We start from the raw sequence: 18,892 nt of genomic DNA, 5'->3' as shown, positions 1-18,892 counted from the left end.
AAGGGCGTATTTCTAAGAAATAGCGCCCTGTAGTTCCCATCCTGTTTTTTGGTAATTTTCCCTATCTTACCAACGGTTTATAAACCGTAATATTAATTGATAGACAAGGCTTTCCTATCCTACTATACTACTGAAAGGGACAACTAATTTCGGATAGTGTCGAAAAAAGTTTTACATAAGTTTTACATAGTGTCGAATTTGTAATATTCATTTTACAAAATATAGAAAGTGTGAACATCTTCATGAGAATAAACTCCAAAGTCATCTACATCACCTTAATTATCGTTATTCTGTTGCTGGTGACGAATAATACCTCTTATTACTGGTATACGAAATCACTGTTAACGGAAGCCTTATCGATGAGGATGGAGTCGACGGCCAACCAAATCCGCACATCCATTGAACTGTCAGAGGAAGGATCCTTCTTCGTGGAAGATTTAGTTGGAGAAAAGCTGCGAGCTGTTGCACTTTTCGCCGCGAGCAAGCTTGATCCGGATGCCGATAAAGTATCCAATGAACAATTGGTTCAACTCGCCAAACAAGCAGGGGTCGACGGCTTCTCGCTGATGAAGCGCAGTGGTGTTGGAAACGATATCATGGTCGCCAAGTCATCGGAACCCAAAGAACTTCAAATCAAAAGCACAATTCCTTTCGGCTATTGGTTCACGGCCTTTGATCAGTTGATGACGAATCACCAGGTCTCGATTCCTGAAGGTCAGAAACTGCCGAATTTCTGGTCCGGCATTTACGAGGTTCCAGCTTCAGGCTCCAGCAATGTCAGTAAATTTGGGTACTATTACGACGGTTCGACCAATTATATTATTTGTGTGTTTGTGAACGCCGATAAAATTCAGCGGTTTAAAGAAATCGTCGGTGCAGACACCGTTGTAAAGAAAACGCTTGCGGCTAATCAGGATATTTTGGAGATTTCTGGCCTGCATGGGGTTACGTTCGGTTCTAAGCCAATTGAGTACAAAGGCAATGACGGCTCATCTTTCATTTCGGTGTATGATCGGCCGCTGCTGTTCGGTTCGTACAACATTACGAATGACAAAGATTTGAAGTATTACAAAGAGTCCATCGAAAATAATAAACCGGTTAGCGTTGTAGAAAGTTGGAATGGGAAACCGATTCTCAAAACGTTCATGTACGTCCCGGTCAAGAACAAACTGACCGAAATCCAGCGAGAAGTTCCCTATGTCATTTCCATCACGTCGGATTATCAATCGATTCAAGAGACTTTAAACAAACAGCTCGTTCAGCTTATGCTTGTCGTTGTTCTGTTTACGGTTTGCAGCTGCATCTTTATATATTTTGTCTTCCGATTTATTACCAAAAGCCGTGAAACCGCGGTTCAATCCACACAAGAAATGTACATTCAAAATGTGGATTTGATGTTTGCTACGATTCGCAGCCAGCGGCATGACTTCTTAAATCATGTGCAGACCATGTATGCGCTGCTTGCAAATGGCAAAAAAGAAGACCAGATGAAGTACATGAAAGAGTTGCTGGAAGAAATCAATGAAGTGAATGATATTATTCGTATCGGACATCCGGCGATCGCCGCTTTAATTCAAGCGAAGTTTGCGCTTGCTATGCGGACGAAAATTGATTTTACTTATGAATTTACAGGCCTTGATGGCTTAGCTTTAGGGGTAAAATCCGTTGATCTCGTGAAAATTATCGGAAATCTGATTGATAATGCTTTTGACGAGGTGAATAAATTCCCGGCAGGTGAACGGGAGGTCATTGTGAACGGATGGTCGGAGTCGAATCAAGTGACGATCTCTGTTTCCAACCCCGTGCTGCCGGATTTCCAAGTAGAGGACTACAATCAAATGTTTTCGATCGGCTACAGCACCAAAGGTGACGGTGAGCATCAAGGATTAGGCCTGTCGGTCGTGAAGGAGCGGATTGAGCACTACAAAGGGACAATCGAAGTATGTGTGGAGGATGGCTGGATTTGCTTTAAAATATCCATTCCAATGCAATAAATGTAAAGCCCCTTCCTTTTCTGTTTAAGACAGAGAAGAAGGGGCTTTTATTTATTTTTGCAGCATGGGATATACATAAAGCATAAAAGGGATCAGTAAGGTGACGGCCAAAAGCAGCCAACGGAATACGGTTTCGCTTGTAGATCCGGTATCAATTGCGATGAATTTCGGCAATAAACGAATTTTCATCGGGAGCGGCCAGAAGAGCTGAATGCCTCGTTCGTTGAGCAAATCAATAAGTGGATGCGATGCATAAGCGACTATGAAAACCCAGAAGTACAAGGGCGACATCGGCAATGAGATCATCATTAGCAGGAGGATAAAGACAATCGAATGGGTTAGCGTCCGATGCTTGACCTTCAGAATGCGAAGCAGGGCAGATAACGGGAATAGAACCTTGGCCATCGTCGAGCCTGGCTTGTCGACATCGGCCAGCGTTCCTGCCAAGCAGCCCAGAAGAAGAGCTCCGGCTGTGTCCCATGAGAAAAAGCTTACATCTTGATAAGCGAGTACGAGTTCTGCCGAGATGAATCCGGCAATACTGTGTGTTTTTTGCAGCATAAGTTAACCCCTAAGTCTAATTTATTTATAACTGTATAGCATTCGAAGCAGAAACGTATTTTCAGTCGGAATCCGCTCACACCAAGCATATGCAACAAACAGCGTATCACATTCTAGTGAATGTTGTGGTCATTTCTTTGAAATTGGGATGAGAAATAGGCGATTAGGGTGCTTGGAACTAGGAGAAGTTACCTACCATGAGTCAATAATGATGGGTTAACTAGTCTATGAGCACTTTTTGAATATAGGTTTATACGTTATAATAGACATATAGTTGAAATAGTGAAGGAGCTAACTCCGATGCCAGTCTTTAATGCGATGGAAACGATCGTCGTCAATATGTTTGATGAGTTTCAGAAAAATTACGAATTGAAATGTGATTGTAATAAGTGTAAAGATGATATGCTAGCGCTTGCTTTAAACAAAATCCCGCCTAGATATACGTCAAGTGAAAAGGGCGCATTGTTTGTTAAAGGCATATACATTAACCCGCAGCTGCAATCCGATGTTATGCGTGAATTAATGGAAGCTGCGAATATTGTGGCTGATCATCAGCATCACGAAGTCTAGTTACATACAAAATTTGAACAGAGCTAGTCTCCATCTGAGGAGGCTGGCTTTTTTATATAGCATGTCATTCGACAATATAGTATAATTATCGACGAGTTTCGTATATTTCGAACATAATTCGTTAACATTTGTCGAGCTAAAAAATACTTTGACTAAATCCGAGTTATTTAGTAGGATATACAAAAGAATGTTGTACATAAATATAATCACCAAGGGGAGAGATACACATGAAAAAAGCTTTAATTTCTATGTTTGCTGTTACAATATTGCTAACTGGCTGCGCAACTGCAAAAACAGACACAGCAGCACCGGCTGCGGAAGCAACAAAAGCTGCTACAGCTAAGTCAGATAAGAAAGTCATTCTGATTACGCCGGAGAAAATTGGTTTGAACCCATTTTTCGCACAAGAGGATGAAGGGGTTAAGAAAGCTGGACAAGAGTTTGGCATTACGGTTAAAACAGTAGAATCCACTGATGCAAGCGCCATTGAACAAAATTTACGCGCTGCTGTTGCCGATAACTATGATCTCATCATCACCAGCTCTTTCGAGTCCGAAGATGCTCTTAAGAAAGTAGCTGCTGAGAATCCGAAGAAATCCTTTGCCATTATTGATACGGTTGTCGATCTTCCGAACGTTCGCAGTGTAGTTTTCCGTGAGCATGAAGCTTCCTACTTGCTGGGTGCGGCAGCTGGTCTTGCTACTAAGAAAAATGTCGTAGGTATGGTTGCGGCACTTGATATCCCGCTGATCAAGAAGTACACCGTTGGCTTCCAAGAAGGTTTGAAAGCAACGAATCCTAATGCTAAATTCATCGTTAACTACGTAGGCAGCTTCACGGATCCAGCCAAAGCGAAAGAATTAGCATTAACGCAATTCTCACAAGGTGCTGATTTCATCGCTGCCGCTTCTGCTGTTGGTGATCTGGGCGTATTCGAGGCTGCAAAAGAAAAAGGCTTCTTCACATCCGGACAAGATATTGACCGTACAGTAACGGATCCACAGCATATCGTCCTTTCTCAACTAAAAGGAACAGATGCCGTAGCTTACCAAACGGTGAAAGACTTTGTAAACGGCTCGTTTAAATTTGGTTCCGTCGATTACGGTTTGAAAGAAGACGGCGTTGGTCTTACTTTCGTAACCAAAGACAGCAAATCTACGCTTAGTCCTTTTATTGGACAAGACGTAGTTACGAAAGTTAAAGCGATCCGCGATGATATCGTTTCCGGCAAAGTGAAAGTTGAAAATCCAGTTAAATAATTAGCACAATCATTTCATATCGACCTTGGGAACTGTTTACGGAGACGTAAACAGTTTCCTCATGTCTAGACAGAGGAGCGAAAAACCGTTATGCTGCTTCAAATGCGTCAAATTACGAAAACATATGGCAATTTAACAGCGAATTCAAATGTTGATTTTTCGCTGCGTCAAGGTGAGATTCATGCATTAGTCGGGGAAAATGGAGCTGGAAAAACAACGCTAATGCGTATTTTGTACGGCATGGAGCAGCCAACGGCAGGCGACATTCTCTTGAATGGCAAAGAAGTGGCCTTCACGAATCCTACGGATGCGATCCGTCATCGAGTTGGCATGGTGCACCAACATTTCATGCTGTTTCCCTCTTTTACAGTGGCTGAAAATATTGTGATCGGGAATGAACCTAAGTCAGGGCTCAAATTTGACCGTAAAAAGGCCGTCAAGCAAGTTGAGGCATTGTGCGCGCAATATCGCCTGCCGATTGACCCGAACAAGAAAGTAGCGGATATTCCGCTTGGCATGCAGCAGCGTGTGGAAATTTTGAAAGTGCTGTATCAGGGTGCGGACATTATTATTTTGGATGAGCCTACGGGGGTATTGACGCCGCTTGAAGCGAAGGAACTCCTCGTTATTATGAGAAACTTGGCCAACCAAGGGAAAAGCTTTATTATCATCACGCACAAGCTTCATGAAGTGATGGAAATTGCTGACCGGGTTACCGTTCTACGTGATGGGAAAGTAACAGGAGAGCTGGATGCAGGGGCAACCAATGTCGAGGAACTATCCAAGCTAATGGTGGGCAGAGATCTGCTTCCTACGAACAAAAGTGATGTGAGACTTGGTGAAACCGTTCTACAGGTCAAGGACGTCTCGATCATGGGGGGCAAAGGCAAACCTGTCTTGGATAAAGTCAGCTTTCATGTCAAAGCTGGAGAAATCGTGGGTATCGCAGGTATTTCAGGGAACGGTCAATCCGAGCTCATTCAAGCTATTTCCGGTCTGCAATTTATTGACCATGGGGAGATTCGATTGCTTGGCGACAATCTGAAAGGACGTTCAGTGCGGGAAATCAGAGACATTGGTCTTTCCCATGTTCCGGAGGATCGTTATCAGTGGGGAGCGGCGAAAGAGGGCACCGTCTTAGAAAATGGGACGATGGGTCATCACAGAACCACCAGCCGTAAAGGGTTTTTACAGGGGAAAGAATTGCGGCAAATGGTGGACGGCTTCATTAAGCAATTTCAGATTAAAGCAGGCTCACAGGATGCGAAGGTGAAGTATCTGTCTGGCGGTAATCTGCAGAAGCTGATTGTAGCCAGAGAAATTGCGCAGAAGCAACCCTTTCTGATTGCAGCAGAGCCTACTCGTGGCGTCGATATTGGCGCGATGGAGCTTATTCACGAAGAATTGCTTCGCAAACGTGACGAGCAAGGCGCGATATTATTAGTTTCCTCGGAGCTAACAGAAATTCTCAAGCTTTCAGATCGTATCATCGTTATGTATGAAGGACGAATCGCTGGTGAGATTTCTGCCGAGAACGCAACGGAGGAGCAGATTAGCTTGTGGATGGCGGGAGGAGTTTCTCATGCTTAAAAGTCGTTTCCCTATAAGCGCTTGGGTCCAACCGCTGCTTGCCGTCATCATCGGCTTAATCGGCGGTGCGATTGCCATCTCATTGATTGGCGGATCCGTTATTGATACTTATGCACAGATGTGGAAGGGTGCTTTCGGCAATTTCTTTTTCATAACGAATACGCTGACCCGAGCCACACCGCTAATTCTCGTAGGTTTAGGCGTATCGATCGCTTTCCGTGCCGGTTTTTTCAACATGGGATCGGAAGGTCAAATGATTCTGGGCGCATTATCTAGCGCAATGATCGCTATTTATTTGCCTGGGCCAGCTTTATTTAAATTGTTAGCGGCTATACTCGGCGGAATTATTGCCGGCGGCATTTGGTCGGCTTTTGCAGGTTGGCTGGACGCCAAGTTCAGAATGAACTTGATCATTACAACACTGCTGATGAATTACATAGCTGCTTTATTTGCAGGCTATATGGTTGCCTATCCTTTTAAGGATAAAACAGGATCCGCCGCTCTCGCTCAAACGATGATGATTGAGAAAGGGGTCTGGCTGCCCAAACTATTTCAAGGGATGAGCATTCACGGTGGATTTATTATTGCGATTGCACTCGCGGTACTCCTGTATCTGTTTATTAAATATACGGTTGCTGGTTATGAAATTCGGATGTTAGGATATAATCCGCTTTTTGCTGGATACGGAGGCGTAAACAGAGGGAAAGTCATGTTGGCCAGTATGTTTGCCAGTGGCGGGTTTGCCGGGTTAGCCGGTGCAATCGAAGTTCTTGGCATGCAGTATCGATACACAGATGGCATGATAACGAACCCTGGTTATGCCTGGTCCGGCATTATGGCGACACTGCTTTCAGGCGCTCATCCGCTAGGTACTGCAATTGCGGCCGTTCTACTTGCAGCTTTGCAAACCGGAGGTATGGGGGTTGAACGGAACACGAGCATTCCTTTAGAGATTTCAAGTGTTATTCAGTCTTTGCTCATCTTGTTCGTTACAGCGAAGTTCAGTTACACCCTTTGGAAACGACGGAAAGGAGGCAAGGGCGATGCAGCATCTTCTTGATGTATCCTTATTCAGTTCAATGATTCGGATGGTGGCTCCGATTCTGCTTGCGGCACTCGGCGGGGCGATTTGTTCCAGAGTCGGCTTGTTTAACGTAGGTTTGGAAGGGTTCGTGTTAGTCGGCGCATTCTCAGCGATTGTGGGCAATTTTTACACAGGAAATGTACTGGCTGCTGTTCTTATTGCCGTTGCGGTTACGATGCTCTTTTCCTTGATATTTGCTTATATCAGTATTCATTTGCAAGCGAATGTCATCGTTGTCGGTATCTCGTTTAACTTCCTGGCGCTGGGTTTGACTGCGTTTAGCTTGCGAGCGATTTTTCATGTCAAAGGCGCTTTCTATGATAAAAATATGATCGGATTGCCGAAATGGGATATTCCGTTCATTAAAGATATTCCCGTCATCGGCGACATTATTTCCGGGCATTCACCGCTTGTATACTTGGCCTTTATCCTTGTATTTGTCCTTCAGTATTTTCTGTTCAAGTCTGTTCTCGGATTCCGATTGGTTGCGGTTGGCGAAAATCCGGTTGCCAGCAAAAGCATCGGAATCAAGGTAAATCGGATGCAGTACTTGGCGGTTCTTATCTGCGGAGTGCTCTGTGGACTCGCTGGCGCCCAGCTTTCACTGGGGCAAGTGACAATGTTTACGGAAGGCATGACGGCCGGAAGAGGATTTATTGCTCTGGTCGCAACGATGTTAGGCCAAGCGAATCCGATTGGTGTCATGGCATCCAGTTTGCTTTTTGGATTAATGGATGCTTTCAGTATTCGATTGCAGGGCTTCTCCCTGCCTACTCATTTTACACAAATGCTGCCTTACGTCGTGACATTGCTGGCAATGCTTTTCTTCCGGAGAAGCAATTATTTGGCTGATGCACAGAAAGCGAATGGCAGTTCCCGATAAGGAAGAAACGGAGGATGACAGATGCACAAAGATAGCAAAGCAGAGCGCATCAAGCGAATGAATATTCCCGCTGTTGATGTTCCGCAGGAGATTGCAGACAGAGTTCCACCTGGACAGGCTGTCACGGAGAGATTTCCAATTCTTCACGAAGGTGAAGTGCCGAAATACGATATGTCCACATGGTCGCTGCGTGTGTTCGGTGAGGTTGCGGAGGAGAAGTCGTTTAGCTATGAAGAATTGCTTGCGCTACCTCGGACACAAATCGTCTGTGACATTCATTGCGTGACGCGATGGTCTAAGCTGGATACGGTTTGGGAAGGCGTGCTCTTCCGAGATTTCCTCAAGCTTATCAACGTTAAGCCAGAGGGCAAATATGTTATGCTGCATGCTGATAATGAGTATGAAACGAATGTTCCGCTCACAGACCTTATGGGAGATCACATTTTGCTGGCCATGAGCTATGACGGCAAACCGCTTACGCCTAAGCATGGTTGGCCGCTTCGTTTGCTCGTACCGCATTTATATTTCTGGAAAAGCGCCAAATGGATTCAGGGTATCGAATTCATGAAAGAAGACCGTGAAGGATTCTGGGAGCGCAATGGGTTCCATAATGTCGCAGACCCGTTTCAAGAGCAGCGATTCTCTGGGGAAGCGATTCCGATTCCGGAAGACGAGTGGGTTAGAAAGGAGTTCGATTAAATTGAAATTATCCATTTTACAGGTAAACACAGAGGATTTGAGTCCATACGCGATTGTTTGCGGGGATCCTTTCCGAGCAGAAGCCATCGCGCGCAAGCTGGACAATGTTCGTGAGCTGGCCTTCAGCAGAGAATACCGAACTTTCGTTGGTGAAGTGTCTGGCGTAGCGATCACCGTTGTCAGCCATGGCGTTGGGTCGCCAGGAGCTGCGGTTTGCTTTGAAGAGTTGATCAAAGGCGGCGTAAAGACGTTGATTCGTGTTGGAACCGCAGGCTCTTACTCGGCAGAAGTTCCTCCGGGGAGCTTGGTCGTGAGCACGGCGGCGGTTCGGGAAGATGGTTTGACCCGTCAGTTAGTACCGGTAGGCTTCCCGGCAGTAGCCGATTCAGACGTTGTACGGGCACTGTTTGAAGCTGCAAGCGAGACAGACGGTCTTGTGAAAAAGGGAATTACTGTCACGTTGGATGCCTTCTTCCAAGGCGTAGAGGAATTCCCTCATCGGAAATACAAGCAGGCGGGCGCCTTGGCTGTTGAGATGGAAATCTCTGCGTTATACGTTATTGCAGCACTCCGCGGAGTGCGAGCAGGCGCGATAGTCGCATTGGATGGTTACGCAGATGCGGATCTGAGAGAAGTATATGATCCACATACAGATGTGGTTTCTGGTGCTGTTGAGCGGGAAATTGATGCTGCTATACGTGCTATAGTCAAATTGAACCAGTAAGATGTACAAAATCGAAAAGAGGTCAATCAGCGTAAGCTGGTTGACCTCTTTTTGCTACTGCATCTGACTTATCTGTGGTGCCATCCGCTCGTTCATCCAGTTCCCGTCACCCGGCTGAAGCATCCCTTTCCTTACCTGCGGTTAACATCAAAAATGTGCTTGAACTGATTGAATTTATCCACCGCTTGCGCACGGGATTTGACGCCTAATTTCTCGTAAATTTTGCGAACATAATTATCGACCGTACGTTTGCTCATATGTACTTCATCCGCCATCTGTTCATTGGTTAAGCCTTGAACAATCATCGTCATCATATTCACTTCATCATCGTCCAATAAATCCGTCTGGTGCAAATTCCCGCTCGATACTCTCATCTTGTGGAAAACAGGAACAGGTACAACTGTAAAGTTCTCCATCAACAGAGTGACCAAGCTCTTGATGAGCGTCCCGCTGGACTCCTTAGAGATGACCGCGCTAACCTCCAGCCCAATCAAGTGGTTATAGAGATGTGATAATTCAATACCTGAGAAGATAACGAGATGTGTCGTTGGATATTTACCTTTAATAATTTTGGCAACTTCATCTCCGTACTGATCCGGCAAATTAAAGTCCAGAAATACAATATCGGGCACATGCAAGTCCACAAGTTCTAGACATTGTTTGGCATTGCCTGCAATCCCGACAATTTGCACGCCGTCAATTTGTTTGAGCGTACTGGAAGTTGCCTCAGCCATTAATGGGTGATCATCTACGATTAAAATTTTTGATTGCTTGTTCATGCAGTACTTCCTTCCTGAGTAGGTATGGGAATCCGAATGGTGAGTTCAACGCCGCTTCCCCGATCTGAGAGAAGCTCTAGATGTCCACTCAAATGTAAGACACGGCTTTTCATCTGCTCTAGTCCAAAGCTGGTGTTGGCAATAGTTCGGAGTCTTTTGTCCTTAGCGAGGGCGTGCGGGTCAATGCCAACCCCATCATCCCGATAAAATAAACACAAGTTATCATCAGCGACAGCCAATTTAATGATGACTTTGGAGGCGTTTGAGTGTTTCTTGGCATTGTGCATAAGTTCTTGAAAGATACGGAAAATATGCTTTTTAATATCAATATCGAGCTTTTCAATGATCAACGCGCCATCCACGTGGAATTGCGTTTCATATTCGTTTAAGCCAATATCCAGATCCAATGTTGCTTGTATAGTTTGAATTAATCCAATATTTTGAAGCAAATGAGGATTTAATTCAAAGCAGCTTTGACGCAAGCTTTCATTAACCAGATCCAGGTGTTTGATCGCTTGAACCACTTGCTGTTGATCCTCGTTATTATTGATAAAAGAAATTAATCTTCTACGTACTAATAAAATGTCCTGCATCGTCGTGTCATGCAGATCCGTAGCAAGCCTATATCGTTCTTGTTCCTGTAGTTCAAAAAGCGATTTGCGAAGCCAAACAACGTCCTGCCCGGCCTCCTCATTCGGAATTTGCGAAGCCAGATCATGCAATTTAACCGTTAATTTACGGATCAGATAGATATTTTCCAAGCTTACTGCCAAATAAGAAATGATCAGGCTTAACCACTGGCGTTCCTCCAGACTTAGCAGTGTGTTGGTTTTTTTCCTTGCTGTCACTAAGTAGCAGGAGTACTCTTCGTTTTGATTAATAACAAAAATAGAATATTTCGAGTCATCCAATCGATTTTCACGCAAGTACTGTTCGATTTCGTTTAAATCCAAAACGCCTTCGCCAATGGTTTCCATGGAATGCGGGTATTGAAAAACGATGGCCCCACCGTAGACGTTGAGGGTACTTACGATATCTACCAGAATAATATCTTTTAATTCGCGAAAACTCGTAATGGTCCGCAAGTTTCTTGCAATTTTCTTAAGGGCAAGCTGCAAGTAAAACTTTTTGGGAAACATGATGGCATCCAGCTTTGTGACAAAATATTCAAGAACATAAAGCAAGAAGGAAATGGTTGTTAAAATAAATAAAAAGCTTAACGACATGTTTTTCACAGTGACTTCATTACTAAAGATCAGAGCGATCATGAGCACGATTAATGTGGTTGGTACCATCGAAATAAGCGACGTGTACAGAATGCGGCGAAGCAAGATATGAATATCAAACAATTGCTTGGTGACGATGATATACGTAAACGATAATGGAAAAAACACGACAAAGTATCCCGTATAAAGCGACTTAACAAGCGGCGCTCCTGTGAACAAAATGGGCAGGAAGGATAGAAAAGCTAACGGCGCAGTCGAAATAAAGAGGGCGAACCAGACAAGCTTGATAATGGCCTGTATGGAAGAATTCTCCCGCCGGTATTTGAAAAACACATAAAATAATAATCCGATATTCAGTAAGAATCCGCACAAAAATAAAAGTAGGACACAGCGATAGTCTAATATATAAAACTTATATGTGTCCAGCGGCGTGAAATAGATGCATCTTCCAATAAAAGTGAGAAACATGAAGCTATAGACATATTTCAAATAGGCGGTTGGCAGTGAGACACCGCTTTTTTCTTTGAAAAATAAAGTAAGAAAATGAACGAAGACAAATGGCATGATCATTACAAGATTGCTGATCAACACTTTCGCCAAACTATCTCCGCGAGCGGAAGGGGGAATGCACATGAAAATGATGCCTACAATGAGAAAAACAAGCGATAGCAAACGAGCTGATTTGGAGTGGGGAATTTTCCACAAGATCATAAAGGAAACACAAAGACAAATAATTTCTCCGAACAAAGAGATAAAGTCGAAAGCAGGTTGAACGACCTGTTCTAATGAAATCGTTATTTGCCGGTCATTCCTGGCGATGGTAATCGTATCCGCTTGCTCGATGGTGGCCCATTTTTGGACAATATTGTTTTCGTTAGGGGCTTTTCCGTTTACAGCAACAATTTTGTCGCCAACTTGGAGTCCCAGCTCCAATCGGATGTTGTCATCTTGAAACGATTTGATATGCCATTCCATAAGTTCATTTCGCTGTAATTGAATTCCGAAGAATGTGTATTGAAAGGTGACGAATAAAAACCAGATCTGCAAGCCTACTAAACAAAAAGATAGAAGAATTTTATATAATTTGTGATTCAATCACTATATCTTCCTCTCATTCACTGCTATAATAGCAGTTGTTACTTAATTTGGGTGAATTAGGGGGTATGTGTATGATCAGTGCAACATGGTCACCGGATTTATCAACAACCATTGCTTCTTTGAAAAAGTTGGGTTTGAACGAAAGATTGTCCGCACTTCAAGGTCTGACAGGTGTTTCGGGTAGCGAAAAACAGGCAATTATGAAAACGTTTACCATTTCTAGAAAGAACGAACCGAAAGAAGAATTTTGGTTCTAGTTCATGAACACCGTTACTTAATTTTACCAAATCTCTCAAAAAGATTGCAATTAGATTTTTAAAATCTAGCTGCTATCTTTTTTTTTGCGCAAAAAAATGTGCGTTTATTTGAGAATCGGAGGTGTATTTACGAAAATAATTATTGCGCTGATATTTAGAGCGCTTCGATATATGATATAAGTAGGCAATTTTCCAAAATCATGTAAATAAGGAGGGATTTCATAATGAATAACGAACAGTTTGAATTTATGTTTGATACGGTGTTAACGGATGTTGTTAAACAAACCTACAGCACGCTTTCCCTGCCCTCAAAAGAACAAATCCAAATTTCCATGAAAAAGATGATGGATATGATCGAAGCGAATCACCGGTGGAATACTGGGAATGAGCGATAAGAAGATGAATCGGTGGAGTACTTACGAACCTTTGGCTGCTGAGCTGGGCGGTAAACAAATCGCCGACCTCGTCGTAACCGGTCATGCTCATTCCCGATTTGGCGAGCGCGTTACACATGAAAAAGCGAATCTCGAAGAGGTTAACTTATTTGTACGGAAGAAGCTTGAAGATGAGCGAATTAAGCCCAGTAATCGCAACGAACCGACGATGTTTATCATTGATGATGATGTAGAGATGGTGGCTGAATTTGAGCTGATGGAAGAAAATGAGCTTCGGACGGGCCATTCGCGGTATAAAATGATCGTCGTTACCTTCCTGGGACGCTTGTCTGATAACAGTGAATATACGGATTTACAATCTTAATATAAATTTCAAAATGGTTGGACAGAGCAATTCTGTCTGATCATTTTTATTTTATAAGGACCTTTGAACTAAATTCGTGTTCGTAGAAGAAGGATTTTCCATATCATTGTCGAAAACAGTTGTCGAAAACAATCGAAATAGATGTTGAGGATAAGGGGAATATCATATGTTACATAGTGTTCGATGGTTCAGAAAACACTTGGTAGTTCGTATTGTAGCCGCTGTTATGATTGTTGTTTTGGCACTGTCCGCTGGCTATATCACCATGGAATTCCGCAATGCCAAACATGCGGGGAAGGAAGCCATATCCAGTTACGGTATTCGGCTTTCAGATAGCTATACCAAAGGAATGGATATTGGCCAAATCGAACAATTTTTGAAAGACCCCAAGGAAAATGATCTCTATTGGCAAATAAGACAGCAGCTGGATACATACCGTACGCAAATCGGTGCGCTATATGTCTATTTAGTTCGTTTCGATGACCAGCACAAACCTCTCATTATGATCGATGGACAGCCTAAAGGGTCGGACGTCGCATCTCCCATCAATGAGGAGACGGACATCGCGGCCACGGAAGTTGAAACATTGTTGAAAGGCGTTTCGGCAAGCTCGGCGATTATCGATAATCCGAAATACGGGAAATACATTTCAACCTATACCCCTGTGAAGAATGCCGAGGGCAAAGTGATTGCTGTTCTTGGCATTGATACGGAGGCGGGCGTGACGGAGCAAATTTCCGCCAGTGTCATCAAAAGCAATCTGCCGATTTATGGATTGATGCTTGTTCTCACCATACTTGGACTTGGACTTGTTACGCTCGTAGTAACCCGCGCCCTTCGTCCTTTGCAGTGGATTGGGGCAGGTGCGGAGAGCATAGCAAAAGGAGACTTCTTAAGCGCAAGGAAGCAATTAGCTGCTAATCCGGTTCGTTCTATTGATGAAATCGGAACCGTATACCGCGCGATGATGAAGATGTCCAACGACATCAATGATATGCTGCGAACGATTGTATCGCAGGTCTCGCATACGTCGGAGCAGTTTGTAGTGACGACGCAGCATTTCAATGTGCAAGCTCACCGTTTGCTGGAGATGAATACGAATGTGAATACATCCCTCCAAGTGGTGGCTGACGGCGCTAATACCGTGCAGTTCAGCACCAACGAGAGTGCTCGCTCCATGGAAGAAATGGCGACGGCTATTCACCGCATATCCGAAGCTTCCTTGACCGTTGCCGATGCATCCAACAACGCGCTGCAAAGCGCGCAATCGGGGCAATCGATCGTTCAGAACATGAACGGGCAATTCGTGACGATTACGACAGCTACGCAAGAAGCACTGGATCGTGCGGCCTCCCTTCGCGGCCACTCGAAGGAGATCGGTATTGCCTTATCCGCCATTTCCGATATCTCGGAGCAAACGAAATTGTTGGCCTTGAACGCGTCGATCGAAGCCGCAAGAGCTGGCGAACATGGAGCGGGCTTCGCGGTCGTAGCCGGAGAAGTGCGTAAGCTGGCGGATCATGCTGCGGAGTCGGCGAAGCTGATCGCGTCCTTATTGCAAAATATTCATCGCGAGACTGAGCGTATGGGAGAGGCGATGGAAGCAGGTCGGAGCGAAATTCAAACGGGCGCTGATCTTTCCAGAAAAGCCGAAGACTTTTTTCGTCACATTGTGGAACAATTCCGCTTTGTTTCCCACCAGATCCAGGAGATATCTTCGGTAACGGAAGAAATGTCTGCTGGTTCTGAGGAAGTTGCAGCTTCCGTTGTCGATATTGCGCATATTGCGAAATCATCATCGGACGGCACAACGAACATCCATAAGCTGACCCATGAGCAGCTTAAAATAGCGCAAGAAATCGCTGATTCGGCAGATGCGTTAAGCGGGCTTACAGATGAAATGCGTAAATCAATCGATCAAATCAAGGTATAGTTGAATGAGAAACAGCCTCTCTGGATGAGAGGCTGTTTTTATTTCTTCCTACCTTTTACTGGCTTTGCTTGCTCACCCAGAACGTTACACTATCGCCCTGGAATCCTTTGGTCCCAGGCTGAGGGTCTTGCTTAAAGACCGTGCCATCGGGGGAAGTGCTTGCTTCAATGACAAAATTATAACGCAGTCTTAAAGCTAGGGCTTCTTGTTCAGCATCAGCAAGAGCTTTCCCAAGCAGATTGGGGATCTCTACCTCCACTGGCTGCTTATTGGCATCCCCAACAGTTTTCGTTGGTACAGGCGTGGGGGTTGGGGTACTTGCCTGTGGAGTTGGCGTAGCGGTCTGCACAGGCGTATTAACAACAGGCTGCTTCTTCTCTGAAGAAGGCCAAAGGATCCAACTGGCAATAGCCACAACGAACACGGCAGATGCTCCGATACCAACTTTACGTAGCCGGTTCTTTGTGTAACTTTGCTCGGTTTCTTCTTCTTCCTCGACATCCTCTTCCTCGTGGGCGACCACCTGCGCCTTCTGGGATCGGGAGGGGCGATGAATGGGCGCAGCGAAAGCTTCTTCCTTGAAGCTGGAAGGATGTAAGCTGCGCAAACCAAATACGAAGGAGGATAGGGAAGCTTGGCCTTGACAGATGAGCTTCACTAGCTTGATGAGCGCAGCTTTCTGCTCGGGAGTAGCCGAAGGGATAGGTGTACGCTCTAACTGCGTATGGATCACTTCAAACGGGGTTGTACTCGGCTGCGTGCCGCTAAAGAGCTGAAGCATCAAGCGGCAGAGCCCAATCGCCCCTTGTGCCTGCTCATCCCCCTCGTCCCAATAATTGATAACAGTAAGCTTATGATGATCATCTAGCCACAGGTTTTCGGCGGCTACGGAGAATCCGGTAATCCGTTCCTCCAAAGCATCAAGCAAGGAGACTCCCAGATCTGCGATCATCGTGATGATTTGATGGAATGTCCACGGTTGTTTATGGATGACGCGAGAAAATAATGCTCCTGGCTTAGCTTGTAAAATAATGGTTACAGAATCTTCTTCTACGGAAGTGTCCAGAATATGCTGAAAACCGTCATGGATGAAAGCTGCCTTGTGATGAAGAGTTCGCATATAATCTGCGCCAATCTGTCCGGGAACAAGCTTTATGTTATAAAGAAGAACTTTACGAGTCAGAAATACATCTTCTCCATCATGAAGAGTGCCCTGAGGTAAACTGATGATCCGGGTTCCCGGTATGTATCGTGTACCCATCTTGTTATGCATGGAATATCCATCCTCTCTTGATGGCATCATATGAGCATTGCCTATATTATATATGATTCGGTGAGATATAGGAATTTTGGTATCTTGTTTGTTGCAATAACAATAGAAAAGCGAATTTTTTAGTTAAAGATTATGATGATCGTTCGGAATAGGCGGGGTGAAAATAGGAGTAAAGTCGAGTTAAGATCCAGAGGTGAAGCTAATTCCTTCATAGACTTTACTGTACACCTTTTTGCCTGGTTTTGGAACAAGGCTTTAGCAAATTAAACGAGAATTTTATATTTCATAGCTTATCTAGGCTACAATACATGCGAAAATAATAACAAGACCCAATTTTGCTGAAAAACGGTAACGTTTTTCAGTTTTTTTCTGTTTCTATTGAACTAAAAGTCTATGATTCGAATTGCCTAGATGGTATGATAGTTTACAGATAATTTTACAATATGATCCAAATCGAGGGGGAATTATGGTGAAAAAAGTCGCAATTTTGGGTGGCGGCGTCGCTGGAATGAGCGCAGCGCATGAATTAATCACAAGAGGTTATGAGGTATCGGTCTATGAATTTAAGACTATACCCGGCGGGAAAGCAAGAAGCATGCCTTATGTAGGAAGCGGAACTGACGGGAGAAGAGATCTCCCAGGCGAACATGGCTTCCGATTGTTTCCACGTTTTTACAGACATGTGATTGATACTTTACAACATATTCCCTATGAAAATGGAACCGTGTATGATAATTTAATGGAAGTGACGAGACTCGATATTGCGACTTTCACGGCACCTTTGCTCCCATTGCTCGCAAAGATTGAGTTCAGCCTTGATAACTTCCTTGTTGTTATCCGAGATCTTTTCGATAATAATCTGGGTTTGACGATGGACGACATGGAGCAGTATGGACGTAAGTTATGGCAAGTTATGACCTCCTGCGAGGAGCGTATCCGCGAGGAATATAACCTGATCGATTGGTGGACATTCATCGAGGCCGAGCAGCAATCCCCTGCTTTCCAGAAAATATTTGCAGGTTTCACCAAAACTCTTGTGGCCTGCCAGTCCAAGATTGCCAACACGCAAACCGTAGGTCCAGTAGCTACTCAGATGACACTGGACATTACAACGCCAGGAACGAGTTTTGTCCGACTTCTGAACGGTCCCACGAATGACAAATGGGTGAACCCGTGGTTATCCTTTTTAACAGAAAAAGGCGTTGACTATCACTTGGCTGCAAAAGTAGAGAGCATAGAGTGTGTTGAAGGAGTCATTCGCAGCGCGAAGGTGACGGAGAACGGACAAACGTTTGACGTTGAAGCGGATTACTACATCGCTGCATTCCCGGTAGAGGTGATGGGGAAATTCATCACTGGCGCTATGCTAGAAGCAGATCCAAAACTTGCCGGCGTTCAAAAGTTGGTTGATTCTGTGGCGTGGATGAACGGGATCCAGTATTATTTGAAAGAGGATGTTACAATTACGCACGGCCATGTCATTTACTTGGATGCACCTTGGTCGCTCACATCCGTTTCGCAGAAACAATTCTGGCCAGATGTTCATCTGAGCGAGTATGGCGATGGTACGGTTAAAGGCATACTGTCCGTTGATATTTCCGATTGGGATACACCAGGAATTTTATATGGTAAGCCAGCTACACATTGTACCGCTGAAGAAATCAAAGAGGAAGTCTGGGAACAGATGAAGAAAAGCTTGAATGTGGACGGCGCCGTCATTTTGGAGGACGAAGTTCTGCATTCCTGGTTCCTGGATACCGATATCCAATTTGATAACCCTGATCACGCCTGCACAAATATGGAGCCGCTGCTGATTAACCGCGTAGGAACTTGGGATTACCGTCCAGAAGCTTATACGGCTATTCCGAATTTATTCCTGGCGGCAGACTACGTTCGTACGAATACGAACCTTGCCACGATGGAAGGCGCCAATGAAGCGGCGCGCCGTGCGGTGAATGCAATTCTTGAACGAGACGGTTCGAAGGAAAAGCCATGTAAGATATGGGAAATGTACACCTTTGAGCTGGGGCACCTCGACATATTGAAGCCGTATCATATCCATGATAAGCACCGTTTTGAGAAGGGACTTCCTTGGGACGGCAAGATTTTAGGTTGGTAATACATAGCAGATCACATATCATTCCAGGCCAACACGCTCCTTGATTGTTAAGGGGCGTTTGTCTGTGAAAGTACCTGGCAGCAA

Annotated in this window: 17 protein-coding genes; 13 read left to right on the top strand and 4 right to left on the bottom strand. The window is 44.6% G+C overall.

The window, feature by feature from the left end:
• The first annotated feature begins 242 nt into the window (after positions 1-242).
• Positions 243-1,994, top strand: coding sequence for a sensor histidine kinase (locus GON05_RS22550; protein ID WP_157321963.1), 1,752 nt, complete (start codon positions 243-245; stop codon positions 1,992-1,994).
• A 51-nt stretch (positions 1,995-2,045) separates the two neighbouring features.
• On the opposite strand, the gene GON05_RS22545 is transcribed toward GON05_RS22550, so the two are convergent.
• Positions 2,046-2,555: a metal-dependent hydrolase gene (locus GON05_RS22545; protein ID WP_157321961.1), complete on the bottom strand. Its 510-nt coding sequence runs from the start codon at positions 2,553-2,555 to the stop codon at positions 2,046-2,048.
• 300 nt (positions 2,556-2,855) lie between these two features.
• Between GON05_RS22545 and GON05_RS22540 the strand changes: the two genes are divergently transcribed.
• The 7 genes from GON05_RS22540 to GON05_RS22510 all read left to right on the top strand — a co-directional run bounded on the left by GON05_RS22540 (position 2,856) and on the right by GON05_RS22510 (position 9,364).
• Positions 2,856-3,125 carry a late competence development ComFB family protein gene (locus tag GON05_RS22540; protein WP_127450117.1) on the top strand — a complete coding sequence of 90 codons (270 nt, stop codon included), beginning with the start codon at positions 2,856-2,858 and terminating at the stop codon, positions 3,123-3,125.
• Between the two features lie 227 nt (positions 3,126-3,352).
• Positions 3,353-4,384 carry a BMP family lipoprotein gene (locus GON05_RS22535; protein ID WP_127450115.1) on the top strand — a complete coding sequence of 344 codons (1,032 nt, stop codon included), beginning with the start codon at positions 3,353-3,355 and terminating at the stop codon, positions 4,382-4,384.
• Between the two features lie 90 nt (positions 4,385-4,474).
• Positions 4,475-5,974, top strand: a complete 1,500-nt coding sequence (locus GON05_RS22530; protein ID WP_157321959.1) for an ABC transporter ATP-binding protein — start codon at positions 4,475-4,477, stop codon at positions 5,972-5,974.
• Positions 5,967-7,034 (top strand): ABC transporter permease, encoded by a 1,068-nt coding sequence (locus GON05_RS22525; protein WP_157321957.1) that lies wholly within the window; start codon positions 5,967-5,969, stop codon positions 7,032-7,034. Before GON05_RS22530 ends, GON05_RS22525 begins: the two co-directional genes overlap by 8 nt.
• Complete coding sequence (locus tag GON05_RS22520) at positions 7,018-7,941, top strand: ABC transporter permease (protein ID WP_157321955.1); 924 nt, start codon at positions 7,018-7,020, stop codon at positions 7,939-7,941. The genes GON05_RS22525 and GON05_RS22520 overlap by 17 nt, the downstream gene beginning before the upstream one ends.
• A 21-nt stretch (positions 7,942-7,962) precedes the next feature.
• The gene (locus GON05_RS22515) at positions 7,963-8,640 is read left to right on the top strand and encodes a sulfite oxidase-like oxidoreductase (protein WP_157321953.1); all 678 of its coding nucleotides are present in this window, start codon (positions 7,963-7,965) and stop codon (positions 8,638-8,640) included.
• A 1-nt stretch (position 8,641) separates the two neighbouring features.
• The gene (locus tag GON05_RS22510; protein ID WP_157321951.1) at positions 8,642-9,364 is read left to right on the top strand and encodes a nucleoside phosphorylase; all 723 of its coding nucleotides are present in this window, start codon (positions 8,642-8,644) and stop codon (positions 9,362-9,364) included.
• Positions 9,365-9,495: 131 nt separating this feature from the next.
• Here GON05_RS22510 and GON05_RS22505 read toward each other — a convergent pair whose 3' ends face one another.
• Both GON05_RS22505 and GON05_RS22500 read right to left on the bottom strand, forming a co-directional pair.
• A complete protein-coding gene (locus GON05_RS22505) occupies positions 9,496-10,143 on the bottom strand; it encodes a response regulator transcription factor (RefSeq protein ID WP_127450103.1) in 648 nt (215 codons plus the stop codon).
• Positions 10,140-12,464: an ATP-binding protein gene (locus GON05_RS22500; RefSeq protein ID WP_157321949.1), complete on the bottom strand. Its 2,325-nt coding sequence runs from the start codon at positions 12,462-12,464 to the stop codon at positions 10,140-10,142. The genes GON05_RS22505 and GON05_RS22500 overlap by 4 nt, the downstream gene beginning before the upstream one ends.
• Before the next feature lie 74 nt (positions 12,465-12,538).
• Here GON05_RS22500 and GON05_RS22495 point away from each other — a divergent pair, with 74 nt between their 5' ends.
• From GON05_RS22495 to GON05_RS22480, 4 genes are all read left to right on the top strand, one after another.
• Positions 12,539-12,724, top strand: a complete 186-nt coding sequence (locus GON05_RS22495; RefSeq protein WP_157321947.1) for a hypothetical protein — start codon at positions 12,539-12,541, stop codon at positions 12,722-12,724.
• A 224-nt stretch (positions 12,725-12,948) separates the two neighbouring features.
• A complete protein-coding gene (locus GON05_RS22490; RefSeq protein WP_157321945.1) occupies positions 12,949-13,119 on the top strand; it encodes a hypothetical protein in 171 nt (56 codons plus the stop codon).
• Positions 13,109-13,483 (top strand): hypothetical protein, encoded by a 375-nt coding sequence (locus GON05_RS22485; RefSeq protein ID WP_157321943.1) that lies wholly within the window; start codon positions 13,109-13,111, stop codon positions 13,481-13,483. The genes GON05_RS22490 and GON05_RS22485 overlap by 11 nt, the downstream gene beginning before the upstream one ends.
• A 166-nt stretch (positions 13,484-13,649) precedes the next feature.
• Positions 13,650-15,416 (top strand): methyl-accepting chemotaxis protein, encoded by a 1,767-nt coding sequence (locus tag GON05_RS22480; RefSeq protein WP_157321941.1) that lies wholly within the window; start codon positions 13,650-13,652, stop codon positions 15,414-15,416.
• A gap of 55 nt (positions 15,417-15,471) precedes the next feature.
• Here the strand turns inward: GON05_RS22480 and GON05_RS22475 are convergent, their stop codons facing one another.
• The gene (locus tag GON05_RS22475; RefSeq protein WP_157321938.1) at positions 15,472-16,689 is read right to left on the bottom strand and encodes a PASTA domain-containing protein; all 1,218 of its coding nucleotides are present in this window, start codon (positions 16,687-16,689) and stop codon (positions 15,472-15,474) included.
• A 466-nt stretch (positions 16,690-17,155) separates the two neighbouring features.
• Here GON05_RS22475 and GON05_RS22470 point away from each other — a divergent pair, with 466 nt between their 5' ends.
• Positions 17,156-18,808: a hydroxysqualene dehydroxylase gene (locus GON05_RS22470; protein WP_157321936.1), complete on the top strand. Its 1,653-nt coding sequence runs from the start codon at positions 17,156-17,158 to the stop codon at positions 18,806-18,808.
• Positions 18,809-18,892 lie beyond the last annotated feature (84 nt).

Source organism: Paenibacillus anseongensis, from assembly GCF_009757995.1.
GTDB lineage: Bacteria > Bacillota > Bacilli > Paenibacillales > NBRC-103111 > Paenibacillus_E > Paenibacillus_E chondroitinus.
Note: the sequence above shows the minus strand (reverse complement) of the source record. Positions and strands in the feature narration are given on the sequence as shown.

What these genes read in the sequence shown, in the direction of transcription:
- GON05_RS22530 (WP_157321959.1), top strand. Translation starts at nt 4,475, where the DNA reads ATGCTGCTTCAAATGCGTCAAATTACGAAAACATATGGCAATTTAACA.
- GON05_RS22535 (WP_127450115.1), top strand. Translation starts at nt 3,353, where the DNA reads ATGAAAAAAGCTTTAATTTCTATGTTTGCTGTTACAATATTGCTAACT.
- GON05_RS22475 (WP_157321938.1), bottom strand. Translation starts at nt 16,689, where the DNA reads ATGCATAACAAGATGGGTACACGATACATACCGGGAACCCGGATCATC.
- GON05_RS22495 (WP_157321947.1), top strand. Translation starts at nt 12,539, where the DNA reads ATGATCAGTGCAACATGGTCACCGGATTTATCAACAACCATTGCTTCT.
- GON05_RS22545 (WP_157321961.1), bottom strand. Translation starts at nt 2,555, where the DNA reads ATGCTGCAAAAAACACACAGTATTGCCGGATTCATCTCGGCAGAACTC.
- GON05_RS22470 (WP_157321936.1), top strand. Translation starts at nt 17,156, where the DNA reads ATGGTGAAAAAAGTCGCAATTTTGGGTGGCGGCGTCGCTGGAATGAGC.
- GON05_RS22525 (WP_157321957.1), top strand. Translation starts at nt 5,967, where the DNA reads ATGCTTAAAAGTCGTTTCCCTATAAGCGCTTGGGTCCAACCGCTGCTT.
- GON05_RS22540 (WP_127450117.1), top strand. Translation starts at nt 2,856, where the DNA reads ATGCCAGTCTTTAATGCGATGGAAACGATCGTCGTCAATATGTTTGAT.
- GON05_RS22490 (WP_157321945.1), top strand. Translation starts at nt 12,949, where the DNA reads ATGAATAACGAACAGTTTGAATTTATGTTTGATACGGTGTTAACGGAT.
- GON05_RS22520 (WP_157321955.1), top strand. Translation starts at nt 7,018, where the DNA reads ATGCAGCATCTTCTTGATGTATCCTTATTCAGTTCAATGATTCGGATG.
- GON05_RS22480 (WP_157321941.1), top strand. Translation starts at nt 13,650, where the DNA reads ATGTTACATAGTGTTCGATGGTTCAGAAAACACTTGGTAGTTCGTATT.
- GON05_RS22485 (WP_157321943.1), top strand. Translation starts at nt 13,109, where the DNA reads ATGAGCGATAAGAAGATGAATCGGTGGAGTACTTACGAACCTTTGGCT.
- GON05_RS22505 (WP_127450103.1), bottom strand. Translation starts at nt 10,143, where the DNA reads ATGAACAAGCAATCAAAAATTTTAATCGTAGATGATCACCCATTAATG.
- GON05_RS22515 (WP_157321953.1), top strand. Translation starts at nt 7,963, where the DNA reads ATGCACAAAGATAGCAAAGCAGAGCGCATCAAGCGAATGAATATTCCC.
- GON05_RS22550 (WP_157321963.1), top strand. Translation starts at nt 243, where the DNA reads ATGAGAATAAACTCCAAAGTCATCTACATCACCTTAATTATCGTTATT.